General features: G+C 64.0%; 14 protein-coding genes. 8 read left to right on the top strand and 6 right to left on the bottom strand.

The window, feature by feature from the left end; translation table 11 throughout:
- The first annotated feature begins 2 nt into the window (after nucleotides 1-2).
- The 5 genes from ABIE08_RS19915 to ABIE08_RS19895 all read left to right on the top strand — a co-directional run bounded on the left by ABIE08_RS19915 (nucleotide 3) and on the right by ABIE08_RS19895 (nucleotide 6103).
- On the top strand, nucleotides 3-383 hold the full coding sequence (locus ABIE08_RS19915; RefSeq protein WP_354553574.1) for a response regulator transcription factor: 381 nt from the start codon (nucleotides 3-5) through the stop codon (nucleotides 381-383).
- Complete coding sequence (locus ABIE08_RS19910; RefSeq protein WP_354553573.1) at nucleotides 383-1021, top strand: chemotaxis protein CheX; 639 nt, start codon at nucleotides 383-385, stop codon at nucleotides 1019-1021. The genes ABIE08_RS19915 and ABIE08_RS19910 overlap by 1 nt, the downstream gene beginning before the upstream one ends.
- Entirely contained in the window at nucleotides 1021-3450 is a 2430-nt protein-coding gene (locus ABIE08_RS19905) for a PAS domain-containing protein (protein ID WP_354553572.1), read from the top strand. Before ABIE08_RS19910 ends, ABIE08_RS19905 begins: the two co-directional genes overlap by 1 nt.
- 72 nt (nucleotides 3451-3522) lie before the next feature.
- Entirely contained in the window at nucleotides 3523-4551 is a 1029-nt protein-coding gene (locus ABIE08_RS19900) for a helix-turn-helix transcriptional regulator (RefSeq protein WP_354553571.1), read from the top strand.
- Nucleotides 4552-4687: 136 nt separating this feature from the next.
- Entirely contained in the window at nucleotides 4688-6103 is a 1416-nt protein-coding gene (locus ABIE08_RS19895) for an arylsulfatase B (protein ID WP_354553570.1), read from the top strand.
- A 187-nt stretch (nucleotides 6104-6290) separates the two neighbouring features.
- Here ABIE08_RS19895 and ABIE08_RS19890 read toward each other — a convergent pair whose 3' ends face one another.
- Nucleotides 6291-6764, bottom strand: coding sequence for a hypothetical protein (locus ABIE08_RS19890; RefSeq protein WP_354553569.1), 474 nt, complete (start codon nucleotides 6762-6764; stop codon nucleotides 6291-6293).
- A 115-nt stretch (nucleotides 6765-6879) separates the two neighbouring features.
- Between ABIE08_RS19890 and ABIE08_RS19885 the strand changes: the two genes are divergently transcribed.
- Nucleotides 6880-8568 carry an arylsulfatase gene (locus ABIE08_RS19885; RefSeq protein WP_436409588.1) on the top strand — a complete coding sequence of 563 codons (1689 nt, stop codon included), beginning with the start codon at nucleotides 6880-6882 and terminating at the stop codon, nucleotides 8566-8568.
- Nucleotides 8569-8816: 248 nt separating this feature from the next.
- Here ABIE08_RS19885 and ABIE08_RS19880 read toward each other — a convergent pair whose 3' ends face one another.
- Entirely contained in the window at nucleotides 8817-12608 is a 3792-nt protein-coding gene (locus ABIE08_RS19880; protein ID WP_354553567.1) for an autotransporter domain-containing protein, read from the bottom strand.
- 138 nt (nucleotides 12609-12746) lie between these two features.
- Here ABIE08_RS19880 and ABIE08_RS19875 point away from each other — a divergent pair, with 138 nt between their 5' ends.
- Entirely contained in the window at nucleotides 12747-13136 is a 390-nt protein-coding gene (locus ABIE08_RS19875) for a hypothetical protein (protein WP_354553566.1), read from the top strand.
- A gap of 268 nt (nucleotides 13137-13404) precedes the next feature.
- Here the strand turns inward: ABIE08_RS19875 and ABIE08_RS19870 are convergent, their stop codons facing one another.
- From ABIE08_RS19870 to ABIE08_RS23615, 3 genes are all read right to left on the bottom strand, one after another.
- A complete protein-coding gene (locus ABIE08_RS19870; RefSeq protein WP_354553565.1) occupies nucleotides 13405-16065 on the bottom strand; it encodes an erythromycin esterase family protein in 2661 nt (886 codons plus the stop codon).
- A gap of 239 nt (nucleotides 16066-16304) precedes the next feature.
- Complete coding sequence (locus ABIE08_RS19865; protein WP_354553564.1) at nucleotides 16305-16511, bottom strand: hypothetical protein; 207 nt, start codon at nucleotides 16509-16511, stop codon at nucleotides 16305-16307.
- Nucleotides 16512-16830: 319 nt separating this feature from the next.
- Entirely contained in the window at nucleotides 16831-16995 is a 165-nt protein-coding gene (locus ABIE08_RS23615; RefSeq protein ID WP_436409587.1) for an SDR family oxidoreductase, read from the bottom strand.
- A 49-nt stretch (nucleotides 16996-17044) separates the two neighbouring features.
- Here ABIE08_RS23615 and ABIE08_RS19860 point away from each other — a divergent pair, with 49 nt between their 5' ends.
- Nucleotides 17045-17341, top strand: coding sequence for a sulfurtransferase (locus tag ABIE08_RS19860; RefSeq protein WP_354553563.1), 297 nt, complete (start codon nucleotides 17045-17047; stop codon nucleotides 17339-17341).
- 67 nt (nucleotides 17342-17408) lie between these two features.
- Here ABIE08_RS19860 and ABIE08_RS19855 read toward each other — a convergent pair whose 3' ends face one another.
- Nucleotides 17409-18152: an SDR family oxidoreductase gene (locus tag ABIE08_RS19855; RefSeq protein ID WP_354553562.1), complete on the bottom strand. Its 744-nt coding sequence runs from the start codon at nucleotides 18150-18152 to the stop codon at nucleotides 17409-17411.
- Between the last annotated feature and the right edge of the window lie 11 nt (nucleotides 18153-18163).

Genomic DNA, 18163 nt, shown 5'->3' with positions numbered 1-18163 from the left:
GAATGACGGTTACCATCCTCGTCGTCGATGACAGCAAGCTCGCACGCATCGTCGCCGGCAAGACCATCGCAGCGCTCCAGCCTGACTGGACCCGCGTCGAAGCAAGTAACGCTGATGAGGCGCTGGAACTGGTTGGAGAGAGGCAGATCGACGTCGCGGTGCTGGATTTCAACATGCCGGGACGCGACGGGCTCGAACTGGCGGCCGAATTGCGCAAGTCGCACGCCGACATGCCGATCGCCATCATCACGGCCAATATTCAGGACGAGGTCATCTCGCGTGCCCGCGACGTCAATGCGACGTTCGTCAGCAAGCCGGTGACGGAAGACGGCATGTCCGGATTTCTCGCAGGGGCAGCCCTGCGCCTCAAGCAGGCGCGTTGATGAGCGATACGGATATCAGCCTGGACGAACTCGAGCGCGATGCCCTGACCGAGGTCGTCAACATCGGCGTCAGCCGCGCAGCCTCGAGCCTGCGCAAGATGGTTGGGCGCCAGGTTCTGCTGTCCGTTCCCGCCGTCGAGATCGTCACGCATGCCGCCGCTGCCTCCCTGATCGGCCAGCGCGAGAGCGAGAAACTCGTCGCCATCAAGCAGGAGTTCGAGGGCGCCTTTTCCGGGCGCGCCTTGCTCATCTTTCCGGAGACCAAGAGCCTGGAATTGGCCAGCGCCGTCATGGGCGACGATGTCAGCGCCCAGCAGGTGCTGGAGATGGAAAGCGAGGCTCTGTCCGAGACGGGCAACGTCATACTCAACAATTGCCTTGGCACCATGGCCAACATGCTGAAGCAGTCGCTGAAGATGTCCCTGCCGCAGATCGTGCGCGGCAGCGGTGACGAGCTTTTCTCGACAACGGACGGCGGACCCAAGGAGGCGCTGGTCCTGTTCCTCTACATCAATTTCTCGATCCAGGACCGCGACATCCGCGGCTATATCGCGATGCTGATGGACCTGCCCTCCATGGCTTCGTTGAAACTGCTCATTGCCGACTTCATCGAGCGCGTGACGAAAGATGCCGATTGATGGCAAACGACCCGGCCTTCGATCGTGAGGACACCGGCGATACGGGCGGCTTGCGCGACGAGCTTTCCGCCGAACTGCTGCGGCTGAATTGCGAAATCCGCGACGCGAAGCATCGCCTGAACCTCATGCTCGATGCCGCGGGGGCGACCGGCGGATGGCAATGGGACATCCGCGCGAACCGCCTGACCGGCGACGCGCGCTTTGCCGCCCTGACATCGCAGGATCCGGTCGAACTCGCCGAAGGCGTTCCCACCAGCCGCTTCTTCGCCAACATCGCACCCGACGACTACAAGCGCATCCGCCTGGCGGTCGCCGGCATCCTCGCGGGCGCCGAAGTCTTCTCGAAGGACTATCGCCTGCTCAAGGCAGACGGCACCATGCGCTGGGTCCACGCCAATGGCCGGGCCATTCTTTCCGAAGATGACGAACCGCTGATGTTCATCGGCGACCTCGTCGACATTACCGAGCAGCGGCGCATCCAGGAACAGCTCCGCATCGCGCAGTCGGCAGGCGAGATCGGCACGTTCGAGCACGCCCAGGGCTTCGGCACCGTGACGGTCTCCGAGCAGTTCTGCCGGCTTCTCGGCCTGCACCCGACGCCGATCCTGCCTGTCACCACGGTCAACCGGCTCGTCCACCCCGACGACCTGCCGATCATCGAGCTGATCCATTACGATCAGCCGAAGCTGAGCGCCAATATCGAGTTCCGCATCACGCGCGCCGATACCGGCGAAGACCGCTGGCTCGCGCGCCGCGGCGAATATGTCCGTGATCTCTCCGGCCCGGGCCTGCGCTATATCGGCGTCATCTACGACATCACCACGTCGAAACAGAACGAAGCCCGGCTGAAGCGCCTCAACGAGGGCCTGTCGGAGAGCGTACGCGAACGGACCCGCGACCGCGACCGCATCTGGCGGAACTCCCGCGACATGCTCGCGGTTGCCGACCGGCGCGGCCGGCTTCTCGACGCCAACCCGGCCTGGTCGGCGATCCTCGGCACCGAGAATTCCAACATCGTCGGCAAGCTCATTTCGCAGCTTTCCGCGCCCGAGGACGCGGTCCTCGTCGAAAGCAGTATCGCCGAGACGCTCGGCCGGGGCAGCGCGTCCTTCGAAAGTCGGGTGACGCATGCGGACGGCACGCCGCGCTGGGTTTCCTGGGCAGCTTCGCGGGAGAATGAAACGATCTATCTCTACGGACGGCACATCACCGTGGAGAAGGAACAGGAAAGCGCGCTGCGGGAGGCCGAAGCTCAGCTCCGCCAGAGCCAGAAGATGGAGGCTGTCGGCCAATTGACCGGCGGCATCGCCCATGACTTCAACAACATGCTCACCGGCATCATGGGCGCGCTCGATATCATCAAGCGTCGCCTGGCTTCGGGGAGGCTCGAGGGTCTCGACCGGTTCATGGACGCCGCCACCGGTTCGGCGCAACGCGCCGCCGGGCTGACCCATCGGCTGCTCGCCTTCTCGCGCCGCCAGCCGCTTGACCAGAAGCCCGTCGATGTCCGGCAGCTCATCACCGACATGCGCGACCTGTTCGACCGAAGCCTCAGCGAGCAGATCGAACTGCTGATCCGTCCGGCGCCGGATTGCTGGGCTGCCACCACCGATTTGAACCAGCTGGAAAACGCCCTGCTGAATCTCGCCATCAATGCCCGGGACGCCATGCCCGATGGCGGACAGTTGAGCGTCGATACCCGCAACGTCACCCTGGCGCCGGGCGACGTTCCCAGCCTTTCCCGCCGAGGTCAGGAGACGCAGGACTTCGTTGCGATCACGGTGCGCGATACCGGGACCGGCATGTCCGCTGAGATTCTCGAAAAGGTGTTCGAGCCCTTCTTCACGACCAAGCCGATCGGACAGGGAACGGGTCTTGGCCTGTCGATGGTCTACGGATTCGCCCAGCAATCCGGCGGTGGCGTCGAGATCGAAAGCAAGCTGGGGCAAGGCACGGCGATCACGCTCTACCTGCCCCGGAGCCTCGCCGACAGCACCCCGGACATTCCAGACGGCGCGCTGGTTCCGGCCGGTGCCGGCGAACGCGTTCTGGTCGTCGAGGACGATCCGTCCGTCCGTTTGCTGGTGGTCGAGGTGCTGCAGGATCTCGGCTATAGCGCGGTCGAGGCGATCAATGCCGACATGGCGATCGCCAAGCTCCGCCAGAATGGCGCCATCGACCTGATGATTTCCGATGTCGGCCTGCCCGGCATGAACGGCCGGCAGCTGGCGGACGTTGCGCGTGACATCCTTCCCGGCCTCAAGGTGCTGTTCATCACGGGCTACGCCGCCAACGCGGTCAACAAGGACGCCTTCCTTGCAGACGGCATGGACATGATCACGAAGCCCTTCAATCTAGAGCAGCTGGCGCTCAAGATCCGCGAGATGCTCGCGGCTTCCCCGACCAAGGCCCAACCACGACCCTCCTGACGTAGCGGCATCGCATGTACTATGCTCCTGTTGCCGCCGCAGGCTTGCGCGGAGTCGATGGGGTCGTCGTGAATGTGGGATCGAAACTCGGTCAGCCTGTCGCTGGTCCACATGCTACCCGCTATGGCGGAGCGCAGGGGGCTGCCGCTCGATGACCTTCTTGCAAGGGCCGGCCTGGCCCGGGATGCACTTTCGCACACAGGCCTTGTCGCGACCCGAAGCCAAGTGTGCTCGCTCTTGAACGAGCTGTCGCGCCGGTCGGGCGAGGCGACGATCGGGCTCGACCTTGCGGCATCGGCTGACCCGGCAAGGCTTGGGCTGTCCGGGCGGGCGCTGTTCGGGGGGCGGACATTGCGCGAGTGCCTGATCTTGCACGCCCGCCACATGCCGACCCTGCAGGGGGGCGTGCGTATGGGGCTCGACGAAAGCGATGGACGCGCTCATTGGCGACATGCGCTGGCCAACAGCGATGCCGCGCATGCCGGCGTACTGAATGAGGGCATTGCCGCCTTCGTGCTGGCTGCGCTCCGCGCCATCGCAGGCGCGGAAGGGAGCGACGCGCAAATCACGCTTCCTCATCGACCGAGAGCCTCGAGCCGACTGTATGAGGAAAAGCTCGGAGCCGGCGTCTCCTTCGGCAGTGGTGTCGGCATTTCGGTGAGCTTCGATGCCGGGTGGCTCGACCGGCCCAATCCCTTCTTGGCAGGTCCGCGGCTGGCCGAGGAGACTGGCGAGGCCATCATCGACAGCCCGGACTGGAACCAGGACGCGACGCTGGCGATAGCGCTGGAGCGCATCTTTTCCAGCGCCGCACTGGCGGGAACGCTGTCGCTGGTGGACGCGTCCCGCAGCCTCGGTATTGCCCCGCGCAGCCTTCAGCGACGGCTGCTCGCCTCCGGCACATCGTTTGAAGCCTTGGTGGATGATTGGCGGCGCAGCCTTGCCCGCGCTCAACTGGGCGACCCGGCGCTGCCTGTCGGCACGATTTCCAGGTCGCTCGGCTACAGCGATCCCGCCCATTTCGTCCGCGCCTTCCGGCGCTGGGAGGGCATCACCCCGCTCGCCTATCGGCGCGCCGCCTTGGCGCGAAATGGCAATTGAGCACAGCCAGCCTATTCTCTACGGCAATTGGCCACGCCCTTTTCGCACCCTCTCGTCCCGAAGGTGAACGCCGATGCAGAAGTCAGCCCAACGCGTGCAGCCCGCCAACGCCTCGTCCCCCAGCCGCCGGGATGTGATGGCCGGCGGCGGCGCTTTCCTCGCCGCGATGGCAGGGCTGTCGCTGCTCGCCGGCCAGGCCCGCGCAGCCGGGGCGACGCGCCCCCACATCCTCTACATCCTGGCCGACGACCTCGGCTTCGCGGATGTCGGCTTCCACGGCTCGGACATCCGCACGCCCAATCTCGACAAGCTCGCCGCCGGGGGGGCGAAGCTGCATCAACTCTACACGCAGTGCATGTGCACCCCGACCCGCGCCGCTCTGATGACGGGCCGCTATCCCCTACGCTACGGCCTGCAGACCGGTGTGATCCCCTCGGGCGGCAGCTACGGCCTCGCGACGGACGAGTTTCTGCTGCCGCAGGCGCTACGTCAGGCGGGCTACACCACCGCCCTGGTCGGCAAGTGGCATCTTGGCCATGCGGATCAAAAGTACTGGCCGCGGCAGCGCGGCTTCGACAGCTTCTACGGGCCGCTCGTGGGCGAGATCGATCACTTCAAGCATGAAGCGCATGGGGTGACCGACTGGTACCGCGACAACAAGCTGGTCGAGGAAGAAGGCTACGATACGGAGCTGTTCGGCGCCGAAGCCGTGCGGCGGATCGCGGGGCATGATCCCAGCCAGCCGCTCTTCCTCTATCTGGCTTTCACCGCGCCGCACACGCCCTTCCAGGCGCCGGACCGCTTTCTCGATATGTATGCCTCGATCGAGGATCCATCGCGCCGCGCCTACGCCGCGATGATCACCGCGATGGACGAGCAGATCGGCGACGTCGTGAAAGCGCTCGAAACGCATGGCATGCGGGAGAAGACGCTGATCGTGTTCCATTCCGATAATGGCGGAACCCGTTCGAAGATGTTTGCCGGCGAGAGCGCCGTGTCGGGCGATCTTCCCGCCAGCAACGCACCCTACCGCGAAGGCAAGGGCACGTTGTACGAGGGCGGCACGCGGGTCGTGGGGCTGGCGAACTGGCCAGGCCAGATCCCGCCGGCCGAAGTCGACGCGGCCCTGCACGTCGTCGATATGCTGCCGACGCTCGCGAAACTGGCTGGCGCCGACCTGTCCGCCTCCAAGACACTGGACGGCCAGGACGTCTGGCCGACGCTTACCTCCGGAAGCACGGTCCGCACCGAGCTGGTCTACAATATCGAGCCGACGCAGGGTGCGGTTCGGCACGGGCAATGGAAGCTGCTCTGGCAGGCAGTGCTTCCGCCCAAGATCGAGTTGTTTGACCTCGATGCCGATCCCGGCGAGACCCAGGACGTGTCGATCCACCATCCGGAGAAGGTGGGGGAGTTGCAGGCACGGGTCGTGGAACTGGCTCAGGCCATGGCCCCGCCGCTGTTTTACGGCAGCGCCTTGAAGCTCACCCTTTCCTCGCCGCTCGCAACGCCCAGCGCGGCTCTCTATGAAATGGGCCTGGAATCCGACTAGGGCGCGTTGAAATCTGGGTGTCTGCCAACCGCAGTTCACATTCGGCTAGATTTTTGTCACCGCGATAATGCGCTCCGGTGAGGTCCGCGCGGTCAATGGAGGGACGGGTACTGGAAGCTCCATCGGGAATGGCTCGCTGACTCGATATCAACGACGCACACTCCCAAGGTCTGCTGAGGCTCCGTAGCTAGTCCTGCGCCTTCGGCCAGCCCATCTCCTCGTCGACCTCATGCACAGGATCGAGCAGCAGCAGATCCTGCATGTCGCCGAACGACTCCAGCGCCGGAGCCGTCATGGTCGCGGCTTGTGCGGCAGTCGCGGCGGGGCCGCTGGGAACCGGCGCCTCGGTGGTCGGGCGCATCAGGCCGCAGTTCACCACTTCGTCGGCGAAGCGCGCGATCCCGGCAGCCAGCTCGGCATTTTCCCCGGCCAGATCGACGAGCGCCTCAACCGAATGGCCGGCCATCAGATCGTGCCAGAGCACGGCACCGGAGTCCTTGATACTTTGGAAGGTCAAGCCCCGATAGGACGGAACCCGCATCGCATCCGATCCTGCCGAGGCGGCAGGCTGGTAGCTCAGGCCCGCCGCCGCTCTATCGCGGATCGCGCCATGACCCCCGCCAGGAACGGGATGCAACGACGTCGCCCGCGATTTGTTCATCGCCCGCCACCTTGGCGACTGGCCAAGGCCGCGCTACTGTCGTCGACGGGAGAACATCTACGTAATGTTGAAAATAACACTCCCCATTTCGCATCCCATAAAATAGATTTTCCGGATTACCCGGAGGATTCTTGCTGCATCAGGGAGAATAGGAATGAAACTGTCAAAAATAGGCGTCGCCCTATTAGCGGTGACAGCACTTACCTCTTGGGAAGCATCCGCCCAGACCAGCAAACCGAATATCCTCATGATCGTTTCCGACGACACCGGTTATGGAGATCTCGGACCCTATGGCGGCGGCGAAGGCCGCGGCATGCCGACACCCAATATCGACAAGCTCGCCGATAGCGGCATGACCTTCTACTCCTTCTATGCCCAGCCCAGTTGCACGCCCGGACGCGCCGCGATGATGACGGGGCGCATCCCGAACCGCAGCGGCATGACGACGGTCGCCTTCCAGGGCGAGGGCGGCGGACTGCCGGCGGCCGAGTGGACCCTGGCCTCGGTACTGAAGCGGGGCGGATACGGCACCTACTTCACCGGCAAGTGGCATCTCGGCGAAGCGGACTATGCCCTGCCGAACGCCCAGGGCTTCGACGTGATGAAGTATTGCGGCCTCTATCACCTCAATGCCTACACCTATGGCGATCCGACCTGGTTCCCCGACATGGACCCCAAGCTGCGGGCCATGTTCCAGCGGGTGACCAAGGGCGCCCTGTCGGGTAATGCCGGAGGACCGGTTGTCGAGGAGTTCAAAATCAACGGCCAGTATGTCGACACCCCGACGATCGACGGCAAGGAAGGCGTGGTCGGCATTCCCTTCTTCGACAGCTATGTCGAAAAGGCCGCGCTTGGTTTCCTCGACGACGCGGCGACCAAGCCGGACACGCCATTTTTCATCAGCGTCAACTTCATGAAGGTGCACCAGCCGAACATGCCGGCGCCGGAGTTCGAGCATAAGTCGATGTCGAAATCGAAATATGCCGACAGCGTCGTTGAGCTGGATACGCGCATCGGCCGCATCATGGACAAGCTCCACGAGACCGGCATGGACAAGAATACGCTGGTTTTCTACACGACCGACAATGGCGCCTGGCAGGATGTCTATCCCGACGCCGGCTATACGCCGTTCCGCGGCACCAAGGGCACGGTTCGCGAAGGCGGCAATCGCGTTCCGGCGATTGCCGTGTGGCCTGGCCAGATCAAGCCGCGCAGCAAGAGCCACGACATCGTCGGCGGACTCGACCTGATGGCCACCTTCGCCGCCGCCGCCGGCGTGCCGCTGCCGGACAAGGATCGCGAGGACCAGCCGATCATCTTCGATAGCTACGACATGACCCCGATCCTGAAGGGCACCGGAAAATCGGAGCGCACGGAATGGTTCTATTTCACCGAGAACGAGCTGACGCCGGGAGCGGCTCGCGTCGGCAATTACAAGGCTGTGTTCAACTTGCGCGGCGATGATGGCGCCCAGACCGGCGGGCTCGCCGTCGACAGCAATCTCGGCTGGAAGGGCGCCGAGAAATATGTCGCCACCGTGCCCCAGGTCTTCGACCTCTGGCAGGACCCGCAGGAGCGCTACGACATCTTCATGAATAACTATACCGAGCGCACCTGGACGATGGTCACGATCAGCGCGGCCATCAAGGATCTGATGCAGACCTACGTGAAGTACCCGCCACGCAAGCTGCAGAGCGCCAGCTATTCAGGACCGATCGAGATATCCAAATATCAGCAGTTCCAGTGGGTCAGGGATCAGCTCGCCAAGGACGGCATCGACATTCCGATGCCGACGGGCAACTGATCTCCGCACCAGCAACGAGACGGGGGCTTCGGCCCCCGTCTTTTTTAAAGGGTTGGCGACTGAGGTTCCATGCAGCCATCCGGCCTCGCCCCACCTCAGGCGGACAGCGCAGCCAAGCCGGGTCGCTGGAGATCGCTATCCTTTGCGTCGGAATACGCGGAACCGCTCGTGCCGATCCTGGCTGCGCGGAACGCTTCGCGCAGCCAGGATCAGTCGACCAAGACCACCCGCCCTGTCCGGCGCGGTGATCAGAACTGCGTCGCCCAGGCGCCCTTGAGCGCGTGGGTCTGGGCGCCGTCGCTGCCGACCTGGCCGTCATAGGCCAGACCGATCGTCGTGTCGGGGGTGAAGTTGAGGTTCAACCCGGCATTCAGCACCGCCATGTCGCGGGGAACCGACGCACCGACGAGGAAGAAGCTGTCGCCGCCGGCCAGCGCCTGGGTGACGCCAGCCGTGTCAGAATAGGCATGCCTCCAGCCCACGGCCGCCTTGGCGGTCATCAGCCTGTCGCCGAGGAGGAACTCGCGGCGACCGCCGAGGCCCAGCGTGGTGAAGGTGGCGTCGATCGCATCCGCCTTGCTTTCCAGCGCAGCCGCTCCGCCGGTCTCCCGGAAGGCATCGGCAGACTGGTTGACATAGGCGAGGCTCGCATAGGGCACCAGCGACGCGACGCCAAGATCAAAGGCATGCGAGAGCTTGCCGAAGGCCTGCGCCGTTCCGGTCGAATAATCGGCCGACAGGCTGTCGGAGAAGCCGGGGAAGCCGACGTTGCGGCTGGTGTCCCAATCATGCCGCGTATAGGCCGCGCCGAGCGACAGGCGGGTGGCGCCCCACTGCCTTCCGCCATAAAGACCCGCACCGTAATCGGTGCTGTCGCCCGAGGTGCTGCGATCGTCAACCTCGGCGCTGGTGCGCCCGACATGCAGCATCGCGCCCATCCGCCAGTCGCCGACGGACCCGTCGAAGCCGCCGGCAACGCCGCCCATCGTCGAATCGACGGCGGCCGCATTGCCGTCGCCGGGCAGATTGGCCGTTGCGCCATAGGCCGCGATCCAGCCGCCGCCCTGGCGCGCCGCGCCGGAAGCGAGGGCGGAAGGCATGGAAGGAGCCTCGGCATAGGCGCTGACCAGGATCGGCCGGTCCTCGTCGAGCGCGTCGAAGGTGCGATCGAGCCGGGCGGTCAGCAGGTCGGCGAGCACGGCGGCGGATTGGATCGAGACGCTCTCGAAGGAGGCATAAGCCTCGCCCGACACGCTGTCGAAAGCCTTGGCCGCCTGCTCCTGGGTCAGCCACAGCATGGCGTCGTGGACTTCATTGCCAATGCCGAGCGATTCGACCCCGCCCGCGGCGGCGCGCTGGTTGGCCGTGCGGCCCGCTTGCGCGAAGCGGACATCGTTGCGGTCGAGGCCCAGTTGCACCGTCGTGTCGTCATAGCGAAGGATCGGGGTCAGGAAGGCGAGGTCGGTCGTGACGTCGTCGAACGTTCCGGTGACCGAAGTGGCGGACACGATCGTGTAGACCGTAAGCGGGTCATACGGACCGGCCATCGTGCCGGCCGATACGCGGACCGTGCCGTCCACGGACGCCGTGCCCGCGATCAGCTTGTCATTGGCGCCTGTCGCATCGACATCAATGTCGAAATACGAACCGTCGCCGAAATTGGCAGCGCCGACGGTCAATATCTGGGAAGCGCCGTTGCCTTGCAGGCTGAGCGTGCCGGTATTGGTGAGGCTGGTAATGCCGGAAAGCGAACCGACGACGTTCAACCGCCCGCTATTGTTGAAGAATCCATGGATCTCGCCTTCCGCGTAGACCCGTCCGGCACTGGTGAAGTTGCCGTTCCAGATGCTGTCGGTTCCGATAATGCCCGCGTTGGCGAGGACATTGCCGTTCCAGATGCCACCCTCTTCATTGTAGATGGCCCTGGCATTGGTCTGCACATCGCCCGTCCAGACGCCGCGATTGACGATCTGGGTATGCTGGTTGCTGCCACCCTCATTGGCGACGACATTGCCGTTCCAGGCGCTGCCGGCCATGTTGAAGATGGCGTTGTTGTTGCCACGGATGTCGCCGGTCCAGGTGCCGCCAAGCTCGTTGGCGACCTGGCTCTCGCTGCTCAGCACGTCGCCGGCCCATTGGCCCTGGTTGGAGAGCGAGCCGCTATTGGCGACGACATCGCCGTTCCAGGTTGCGGTGGCGTAGTTGGTGACCCCGCCCTGATTGGAGACGCTTCCGGTCCAGGTGCTGCCGGAATCGTTGTCGATGGAACCGGTATTGCCGGCGACGTTGCCGGTCCAGGTAGCGCCGTCCCGGTTGCCGATGACGCCCTTATTGGTCAGAACGTCGCCCTTCCACGTTCCGTCCAGATTCAGGACGCTGCCGGCATTGGCCGAGACATCGCCTTCCCAAACCCCTCCGTCATTGAACAGCAGGCCGGAATTGCCTTTGACAGTCCCGTTCCATTCGCCGCGATTGATGATCTGGGCATTTGTATTACTGCTGCTGCCACTTCCGACAACGTCGCCGTTCCACTCGCTACCCGCCATGTTGAAGATGGCGTTGTTGTTGCCAAGCACATCGCCGACCCAGCTACCGCTCTCGTTGTTGGCGATCTGGCCGTTATTGGTCCGGATGTCACCCGTCCAGATGCCGCCGAAATTGTTGATCGAGCCGGAATTCTTGACAACATCGCCGGACCATTCGCCATGGTTGTACAAGGTGCCGCTATTGGCCTGGACGTTACCCGACCAGCTTGCACCGACATTGTTGCTGATGCGATTGGCGTTGCTCAGGATATCGCCGGTCCAGACGCCGTCGGCATTGTTGTCGATCGAATCGGTGTTGCTCAGCACCTTGGCGTTGTAGGTGCCGTTGTTGACGAAGGGCCCGGTATTGGCGAGGTCGTCATGGACGGTGCCATCGTTAATGAAGGTGCCGTTATTGACCAGGTTGTTGGGGATGCGGATCGTGAGCGTCGCGCCGGTGGCGACATGCAGCGTGGTTCCCTCGTCGACGACGGCGTAGTCGAACGACACCGTATTGGTGGACGTGCCGGTTCCGACCTCGACCCGGCCCGCATTGAGATTGAGGCCGCCGAGCGTAACATCACCGCCGAGGGTCAGCGTTGCCGCGCCCTCCTTGACCAGTTCGCCGGCCGCGCCTTCGATCGTTCCCATGAAGACGGTGTCGTTGCTGGTGTTCATCACCAGCGTCGCGCCGTCCGCGACGGCGATGGCGCTATAGTCGGGCAGCGCATCGTCGAGCACTTCGAGCGTGCCGGCGTTGACCGCGACGGTTCCGCTGAAATCATTCTGTCCATTGGCGAGCACGACGGTGGAGTCGCCGGACTTGATGAGATCGCCAGCGCCCGTAAGCCGGCCCTCGACGATCGCCGTTCCGCTCGTCGGGGCGAGATCGAAGCGTTCCGAAGCGGTGATGACACCGCCCGCCGAGGTCGCGGCCGAATCCGTCAAGGCGTAGCTCGCGGTGGTCACTTCACCGCCGATCGAGCCACCCGAATGGGTATAGCCGGCAAGGCCGGATACGGTGCCGTCCATGCTGCCGCCGGACTGGGACATGGTGGAACCCTCGCCGCCCGTGAGCACGGCAGCCGCCTCCACCGTTCCGTCGCCGGACAGGGTAAACTCGGTCTCGAAATCAACCTTGGCCGAAAGCGTGCCGCCCGACAGAGCATAGCTCGGCGTCTGGATTTCGATATCCGACACCTTGCCACCCGACTGCTCCATCGACTCGGTGACGACGAGCAGGCCGGCTCCCAGCGTACCGGTAACCGGATCGAGCCAGCCTCCCACCGAGCCGCTCGACATGTTGACCTTGGCGGCGGTGAGAATGCTCTTTCCAAATGCGCCTTCACCAATCTCCACCGCGCCCGAGCCGCTAATATCCAGGGTGCCGTCTATGTAGAAGGTGGAGATGTTGAACTTGCTGTTACGAAAGATGAACTCGCCACCGCTTAGATTGACGTCGAGGACGTGTAGGCCTTGGGAACTGATGTTGGGCGTTCCGGTGGTAACGACCATGGTGTCCAGGCCGTCCGGCGGCCCCTCCATCCAATGCGGCTCGACGAGGAGGGGAGCGCCCGGGTTATATACTTGCTCTCTTCTCAGAACCGGCACTCCATCTGAGTCAAAAATGGGCTCTCCCTCTTCGTCCATCGCTTGTTCGAAGCGTGGATTCCCATCATCGAAGATGGGGTTTCCCTCTTCGTCCGTCACAGGAACCAGTTCGAAAACCGGTTCGTTTTCGGCGTCGACAACCGGGATCTGCTCGTAGATCGGATTTCCATTGCCGTCGAGAACGGGCTGGCCACCTTCCTCCCAGATCCGGTCCCAATTGCCCGACTTTGCAAAGGAGGTCTGATTTTCGTTGCCATTCCACACGAAGGTGCGGCCCTCGGCTTCGGCGGGCCCGCTGCCTGCGAAAAGGGCTGCGCTGGCGCCACCCACCATCAGCAGAAGGCGGAAGGCTTGCATGGAAAAGCGCGCACGCACAGCCTCACCGCAGCGGCCGAGACCCTGCGCCGAACTATCCAACACTGGCATATTTGAACCCTGTCCCCTACCCGCGAATCGCGGATCCCCATAAGGTTAAGGAGGTCTAAACGGGCCAGCTTGGCAAGGACGAAATTTAGCGCCACTCAAGTAAATCTGCCAAGGTGTTTCGTATTACAAGAAACGGCTTCGAGTTGACGTTGCAGCGGTTTTTTCGTTTCCGCGACTGACCGGGCATATCGCGGCGCTTCATCTACTGCGCTATTCAATTCGGACGACGAAATATTGGTCCGAGCTATCGGAATCGAGCTCTAAAACTGCAAACTCACAATCCAAACGGATAGGTTTCGCCTTCTCCCGACGTCACTTGGCCCGGTAATGGCGTCACGGCGTGGGTTTCGTCCAGCCAGACGAAAGCATCATACTGGTCGGCGGGGCGGGCATAGCTGTAATGGCTCCAACGTTCGGTATCCGGCCGGTAGATCACGCCAATATATCGTTCCAGGACCGGTTGGCTCAGTCCTTCCCTTAGGGCTGCCTGATCGCCCTGCTGCAGATCTATCAGGAAGCGTTCGTATCCTGTTTCATGGCAGATGGCCTCGAAACTGTCCGGCCGCGAGGGGAGGACTCGTTTCACTTCCATGGGGGCATCCCATTCGCTCGCGGCGGAAACCGTGCCGGAATGGGTGCCGAAGCCGATCAGCGCCGCATCCTTCCCGTACTGCTCGCGACAGAGTTGACCGATATTCACTTCGCCTCGCTCGGTGCCCATGTCCGTGTAGCGGGCGTCGCCGATGTGCGAATTGTGGGCCCAGACAACGACCCTGCTGTGCGGCCCCGCCCGGGTCAGGATGCTCTGGAGCGTCTCGAACATATAGCGATCGCGCAAATTCCAGGATTCGCGGGCGCCGTAATACATCGCGCGGTAGTAGCGCTCCGCATTGGCCACAAGCCTCGCGTTCTGCATGGCGTCAAAGAAGCTCTGCCCATCCTGCTGCGAATAGCGGAGCTCCTTCTGAAGCAGGTCGATCAGGATCCGCGTCACGGGGGCCTCGCAGAGCGCATAGCCTTCCGACAGGGAGGCTCGGCCATAGGCGGAGGGCTCGCGCGACCAGGGCGACAGGCAGGAATATCGGGCTCGGGCGATCTTCGCGGCTTCGGGGTCGACACGATCCAGATAGGCGAGCACGGACGCGATCGACGCGGTCATGCTGTAGAGATCGAGGCCGTAAAAGGCCACGCGGTCCTCCGCCGGCAGCGCCCGATTGTGCTGGCGCAGGAATCCGACGAAATCATCGACATCCCGATTGCGCCACATCCAGCTCGGAAATCGGGTGAAGGGCGATGCGCCCGTGGGACGATGCGAGTAATGGCGAACGTAACGGTCGATGGCGGCGGCGTCGGGCCAATCGGCTTCGACCGCGACAAACTTAAAGTTGTGACGCTCGATCAGCCGACGCGTGATCGCCGCGCGGACGCGGTAGAATTCCGAGGTTCCGTGCGACGATTCCCCCAGCAGGACAATCCGCGCCCGGCCAAATCGATCAAACGCGGCGGCAAAGAGCGGGTCATCCAGGGGCGGCAAGGGTTCGGCGGCGGCACGAAGCAATTCGACCAAGGGCCGCCGGGGCGCTTGTTCCAGATCGGGTGACGGGCGTGGGCCTGGCAGCGGCAGCAGATAGTGCTGGAACCAGGCGCTCGCCATGCCGGTGACCGCCTCCAGCGCGCCCGGCTCCTCGAACAGGTGAGTAGCGTTGGGAACGATGCGAAGGAGCTTTTCGCATGTCAGCCTGGCCAGGGCCTGGCGGTTCAGATCCAGTACCTGCTGATCGGCACCACCAACGACGAGAAGCGTCGGCGCGGTCACCTCCGACATTCGCGGGCCTGCCAGATCCGGGCGGCCGCCCCGGGATACGATCGCGCTGATCCGGTCGCCGAGTTCGGCTGCTGCGAGCAGCGCCGCGCCGGCCCCTGTGCTGGCTCCGAACAGGCCAAGCGGGAGATCGGCAATGTCGGGCTCGGAGCCGATCCAGAGTGTCGCCTCGATCAATCGCTCGGCAAGCAGGGGAATATTGAAGACGTTCCGCCGGTCCTGGGCTTCGGCCGAGGTCAGCAGATCCAGAAGCAGGGTCGCGAAGCCCGCGCCGTTCAGCGTCTCGGCAACAGCCCTGTTGCGCGGGCTCATTCGGCTCGAGCCGCTGCCATGCGCAAACAGGACGATGCCGCGTGGATTGACCGGCACGCAAAGATCTCCCGTCAGATGCACCGGCGGTATCACCACCTCGCGGCGCTCGGTTGGAACCCCCTGCCCCAACGGCGCCTCCAGCCCCTCCGACCAGGCCTGGCGCAGCAGGCCGATCGTCTCCTCGTCCGAGAGCTGATGGAAATCGTCGTAGAAGAAGCCGACGCCCTGGAAGTGGCTAGCCGGATGCAGGCACACGATCGTGTCGGCATCCTCGGCCATCTCGGCCAGCGTTTCCCTGGGGGCCACTGGAACGGCCAAGATCGACTGGATCGCGCCCCGGTTCTTGAGAGCAATCAGGGCCGCTCGCGCCGTCGCGCCCGTCGCAATGCCGTCATCGACGACAATCGCGGTATGTCCTTCCGGGTCTATCCGCGAATGGTCGCCGAGATAGCGGGCGCGGCGCCGCACGAGTTCCAGGATCGCTCGTTCGCGGGCCTGCGAGATATAGGCATCGTCCACGTTCGAGGCACGCTTGACGCTCTCGTTGATGACGATCTGTGGCGGCTCCCCCTCCACCACCGCGCCCAGCGCCAGTTCGGGCGCCATCGGCGCCGATATCTTCTTGGCGAGGATCAGGTCGAGCGGCGCGCGCAGAGCTCGGGCGATTTCCAGGGCGACGGGGACTCCCCCGCGCGGCAGGGCGTAGACAACGGGATTTTGGAGCGACATGGCCGCCAGCCTCGTCGCCAACTGGCGACCCGCGTCTGCACGATCCATGAAACGAAAGGGCGAGCCGGCCATGTGGAACTCCACGGACGAGTGCCTGTTTCTCACTTCATTCAGCGAGGCAGTACCCGGCGGGCCAAACAAGCGAGATCGGCAGCCTGACGAACCCCCAGCGCCGCGCATGCGACTAAACTGGAAACCGACATCCCGCTCGGCAAGCCGCTGTCGAGCGAATGTGACGGGCCGGGAAGCGCGACCCCGCACCTCCCCCGGACGCCGGCGATGGCGGGACGAACCCGCCATCGCCTTGTTGGCTAGAGCGCGACGCCTGCCAGCCTGGTGGTCAGGGTCTGCCGGTCCTCGACGGATTTCAGGCGCACCGTCAGCGTCTCGTTCTTGGCCGGCACCTGGGGCGGAAGGCTGACCGGGATCTCCGCGGCGTGTTCAGCAGCCCACGCTTTGAACCGCGGCAACTTGTTCGGGCCGCTGATGGGGAAGGTGAACGTATATTTGAAGGTCATGGGGCATGTCCCAAATGGAAGTGGCCTCCGGCTTTGAGCGGCGCGCATAAAAGCGCAGCCAATCGCTCAGCCAGGACACACGGATTTTGGATGTTGGGAGGGTTGCTTTCCTGGCGCCGCTCTTGCTCTCGCAGGTAGCAGCACCAGGCAGTCAGCCTGTTTGAAGGCTGCCTTTGCGGATCATGCGTGGGGCAAAGGAAACGGTTTGCATAGCCGATGTCTCGGCCAGATGACCAATATTGTCAAACCGCAGGGGGCGGTCAGTTCGCCGCAGTGAGCGCGGGGCGACCCCACCGGAGGACCGCCCCGCCGTATGGCGCTAGGGCTTGACCCAGGTCGCGCCCGACAAGACACCACCGTCGACAACGATCGCCTGGCCGGTGATGTAGGAGGAGGCCCAAGAGGCCAGCAGCAGCGTCGCGCGAGCACGCGGCCGATGGCGCCACCGGCGCCGGTAACCAGCGCTGTCTTGCCCTCCAGCCAGAAGAGCGTATCGAGAATTCGAAGGAACGGAAGGCTCAGGCTATCCGGGCGTGGCAAGCGGCCACATGCCCAATGCGGTCAATACGCCCTGGGCCAAATTCTTCGATCCCACCAACAACTTCGCCTTTGTCGACGCGCAGACCGCCGCCAAGGTCTTTGCCGATGCGAAGGTCGATGTCAGCGGTCCTGTGATCACCACTTGCGGTTCCGGCGTCACCGCCGCGATCCTGGGCTTCATGATCGAGCGCGCGGGCAACCCGGACTGGAAGCTCTATGACGGCTCCTGGCATGAATGGGGCCAGCGCGAGGATACGCCGAAGCGCAGCGCAGCCGCACCCAAGGCCTGACCGGCACGCGCCAGTGTCCCGACTTCACCGCCTCGGGACACTGGCCTTTTGGGAGCCGCGCGAAACCCTATCGCTCGTAGAACTTGTTCAGCCTGGGGCTGACCACGACTTCATTGAGGCAGACCGAAGCCGGCTGGCTCACGATGAAGAGCGCGAGTTCGGCGAGATCGGCCGGCTGCAGCATCGCGGCCCGCTCCTCGGCCGTCGGCGGCGTCGGCCGCTTTTCCAGGATCGGGGTTGCCACCTCGGCCGGCAGGATGGCCGTCGAGCGGATGCCGTTGCGATATTCTTCCATGTTGATGCTCTGGCTCATCGCGATCACGGCGTGCTTGGCCGCCGTATAGACGGGGCCGCTGACCGGATGGATGAATTTGCCCGCCCAGGAAGCGATGTGGATCAGTTGGCCCCGCTGGGCCTTGCGCATGGGATGCATCGCCGCGGCGGCGCAGTAAAAGGCGGCCGACAGGTTGCTGTGGATCAGGCCGTCAATGCTGCCGGGCGTCAGGTCCTTCCAGGCGCGCTCGACGATATTGCCGCCGGCATTGTTGACGAGAATGTCGAGCCGACCGAAGCGAGACTCGATTTCGGCGACGATCGCGCCCGGCGTTTCGGGATCCGTGAGGTCGCCCGCCCGCGCCACGCTGGTGCCGCCCTTGGCGGCAATCGTCGCTGCCGTCTGCTCGAGCGCTTCCTGGCGTCGTCCAGTCAGGACGACCGTGCAGCCCGCGCCCGCCAGGGCGGTTGCGACCGCCTGCCCGATCCCGCTGCCGGCGCCGGTGATCCAGGCGACTTTTCCAACCAGACTGTTCATGCTTTTCCGTC

The organism is Kaistia defluvii, from assembly GCF_040548815.1.
In the GTDB taxonomy this organism is placed as follows: Bacteria; Pseudomonadota; Alphaproteobacteria; order Rhizobiales; family Kaistiaceae; genus Kaistia; species Kaistia defluvii_A.
Note: the sequence above shows the minus strand (reverse complement) of the source record. Positions and strands in the feature narration are given on the sequence as shown.

What these genes read in the sequence shown, in the direction of transcription:
- ABIE08_RS19915 (WP_354553574.1), top strand. Translation starts at nt 3, where the DNA reads ATGACGGTTACCATCCTCGTCGTCGATGACAGCAAGCTCGCACGCATC.
- ABIE08_RS19910 (WP_354553573.1), top strand. Translation starts at nt 383, where the DNA reads ATGAGCGATACGGATATCAGCCTGGACGAACTCGAGCGCGATGCCCTG.
- ABIE08_RS19905 (WP_354553572.1), top strand. Translation starts at nt 1,021, where the DNA reads ATGGCAAACGACCCGGCCTTCGATCGTGAGGACACCGGCGATACGGGC.
- ABIE08_RS19900 (WP_354553571.1), top strand. Translation starts at nt 3,523, where the DNA reads ATGTGGGATCGAAACTCGGTCAGCCTGTCGCTGGTCCACATGCTACCC.
- ABIE08_RS19895 (WP_354553570.1), top strand. Translation starts at nt 4,688, where the DNA reads ATGGCCGGCGGCGGCGCTTTCCTCGCCGCGATGGCAGGGCTGTCGCTG.
- ABIE08_RS19890 (WP_354553569.1), bottom strand. Translation starts at nt 6,764, where the DNA reads ATGAACAAATCGCGGGCGACGTCGTTGCATCCCGTTCCTGGCGGGGGT.
- ABIE08_RS19880 (WP_354553567.1), bottom strand. Translation starts at nt 12,608, where the DNA reads ATGGTCGTTACCACCGGAACGCCCAACATCAGTTCCCAAGGCCTACAC.
- ABIE08_RS19870 (WP_354553565.1), bottom strand. Translation starts at nt 16,065, where the DNA reads ATGGCCGGCTCGCCCTTTCGTTTCATGGATCGTGCAGACGCGGGTCGC.
- ABIE08_RS19865 (WP_354553564.1), bottom strand. Translation starts at nt 16,511, where the DNA reads ATGACCTTCAAATATACGTTCACCTTCCCCATCAGCGGCCCGAACAAG.
- ABIE08_RS19855 (WP_354553562.1), bottom strand. Translation starts at nt 18,152, where the DNA reads ATGAACAGTCTGGTTGGAAAAGTCGCCTGGATCACCGGCGCCGGCAGC.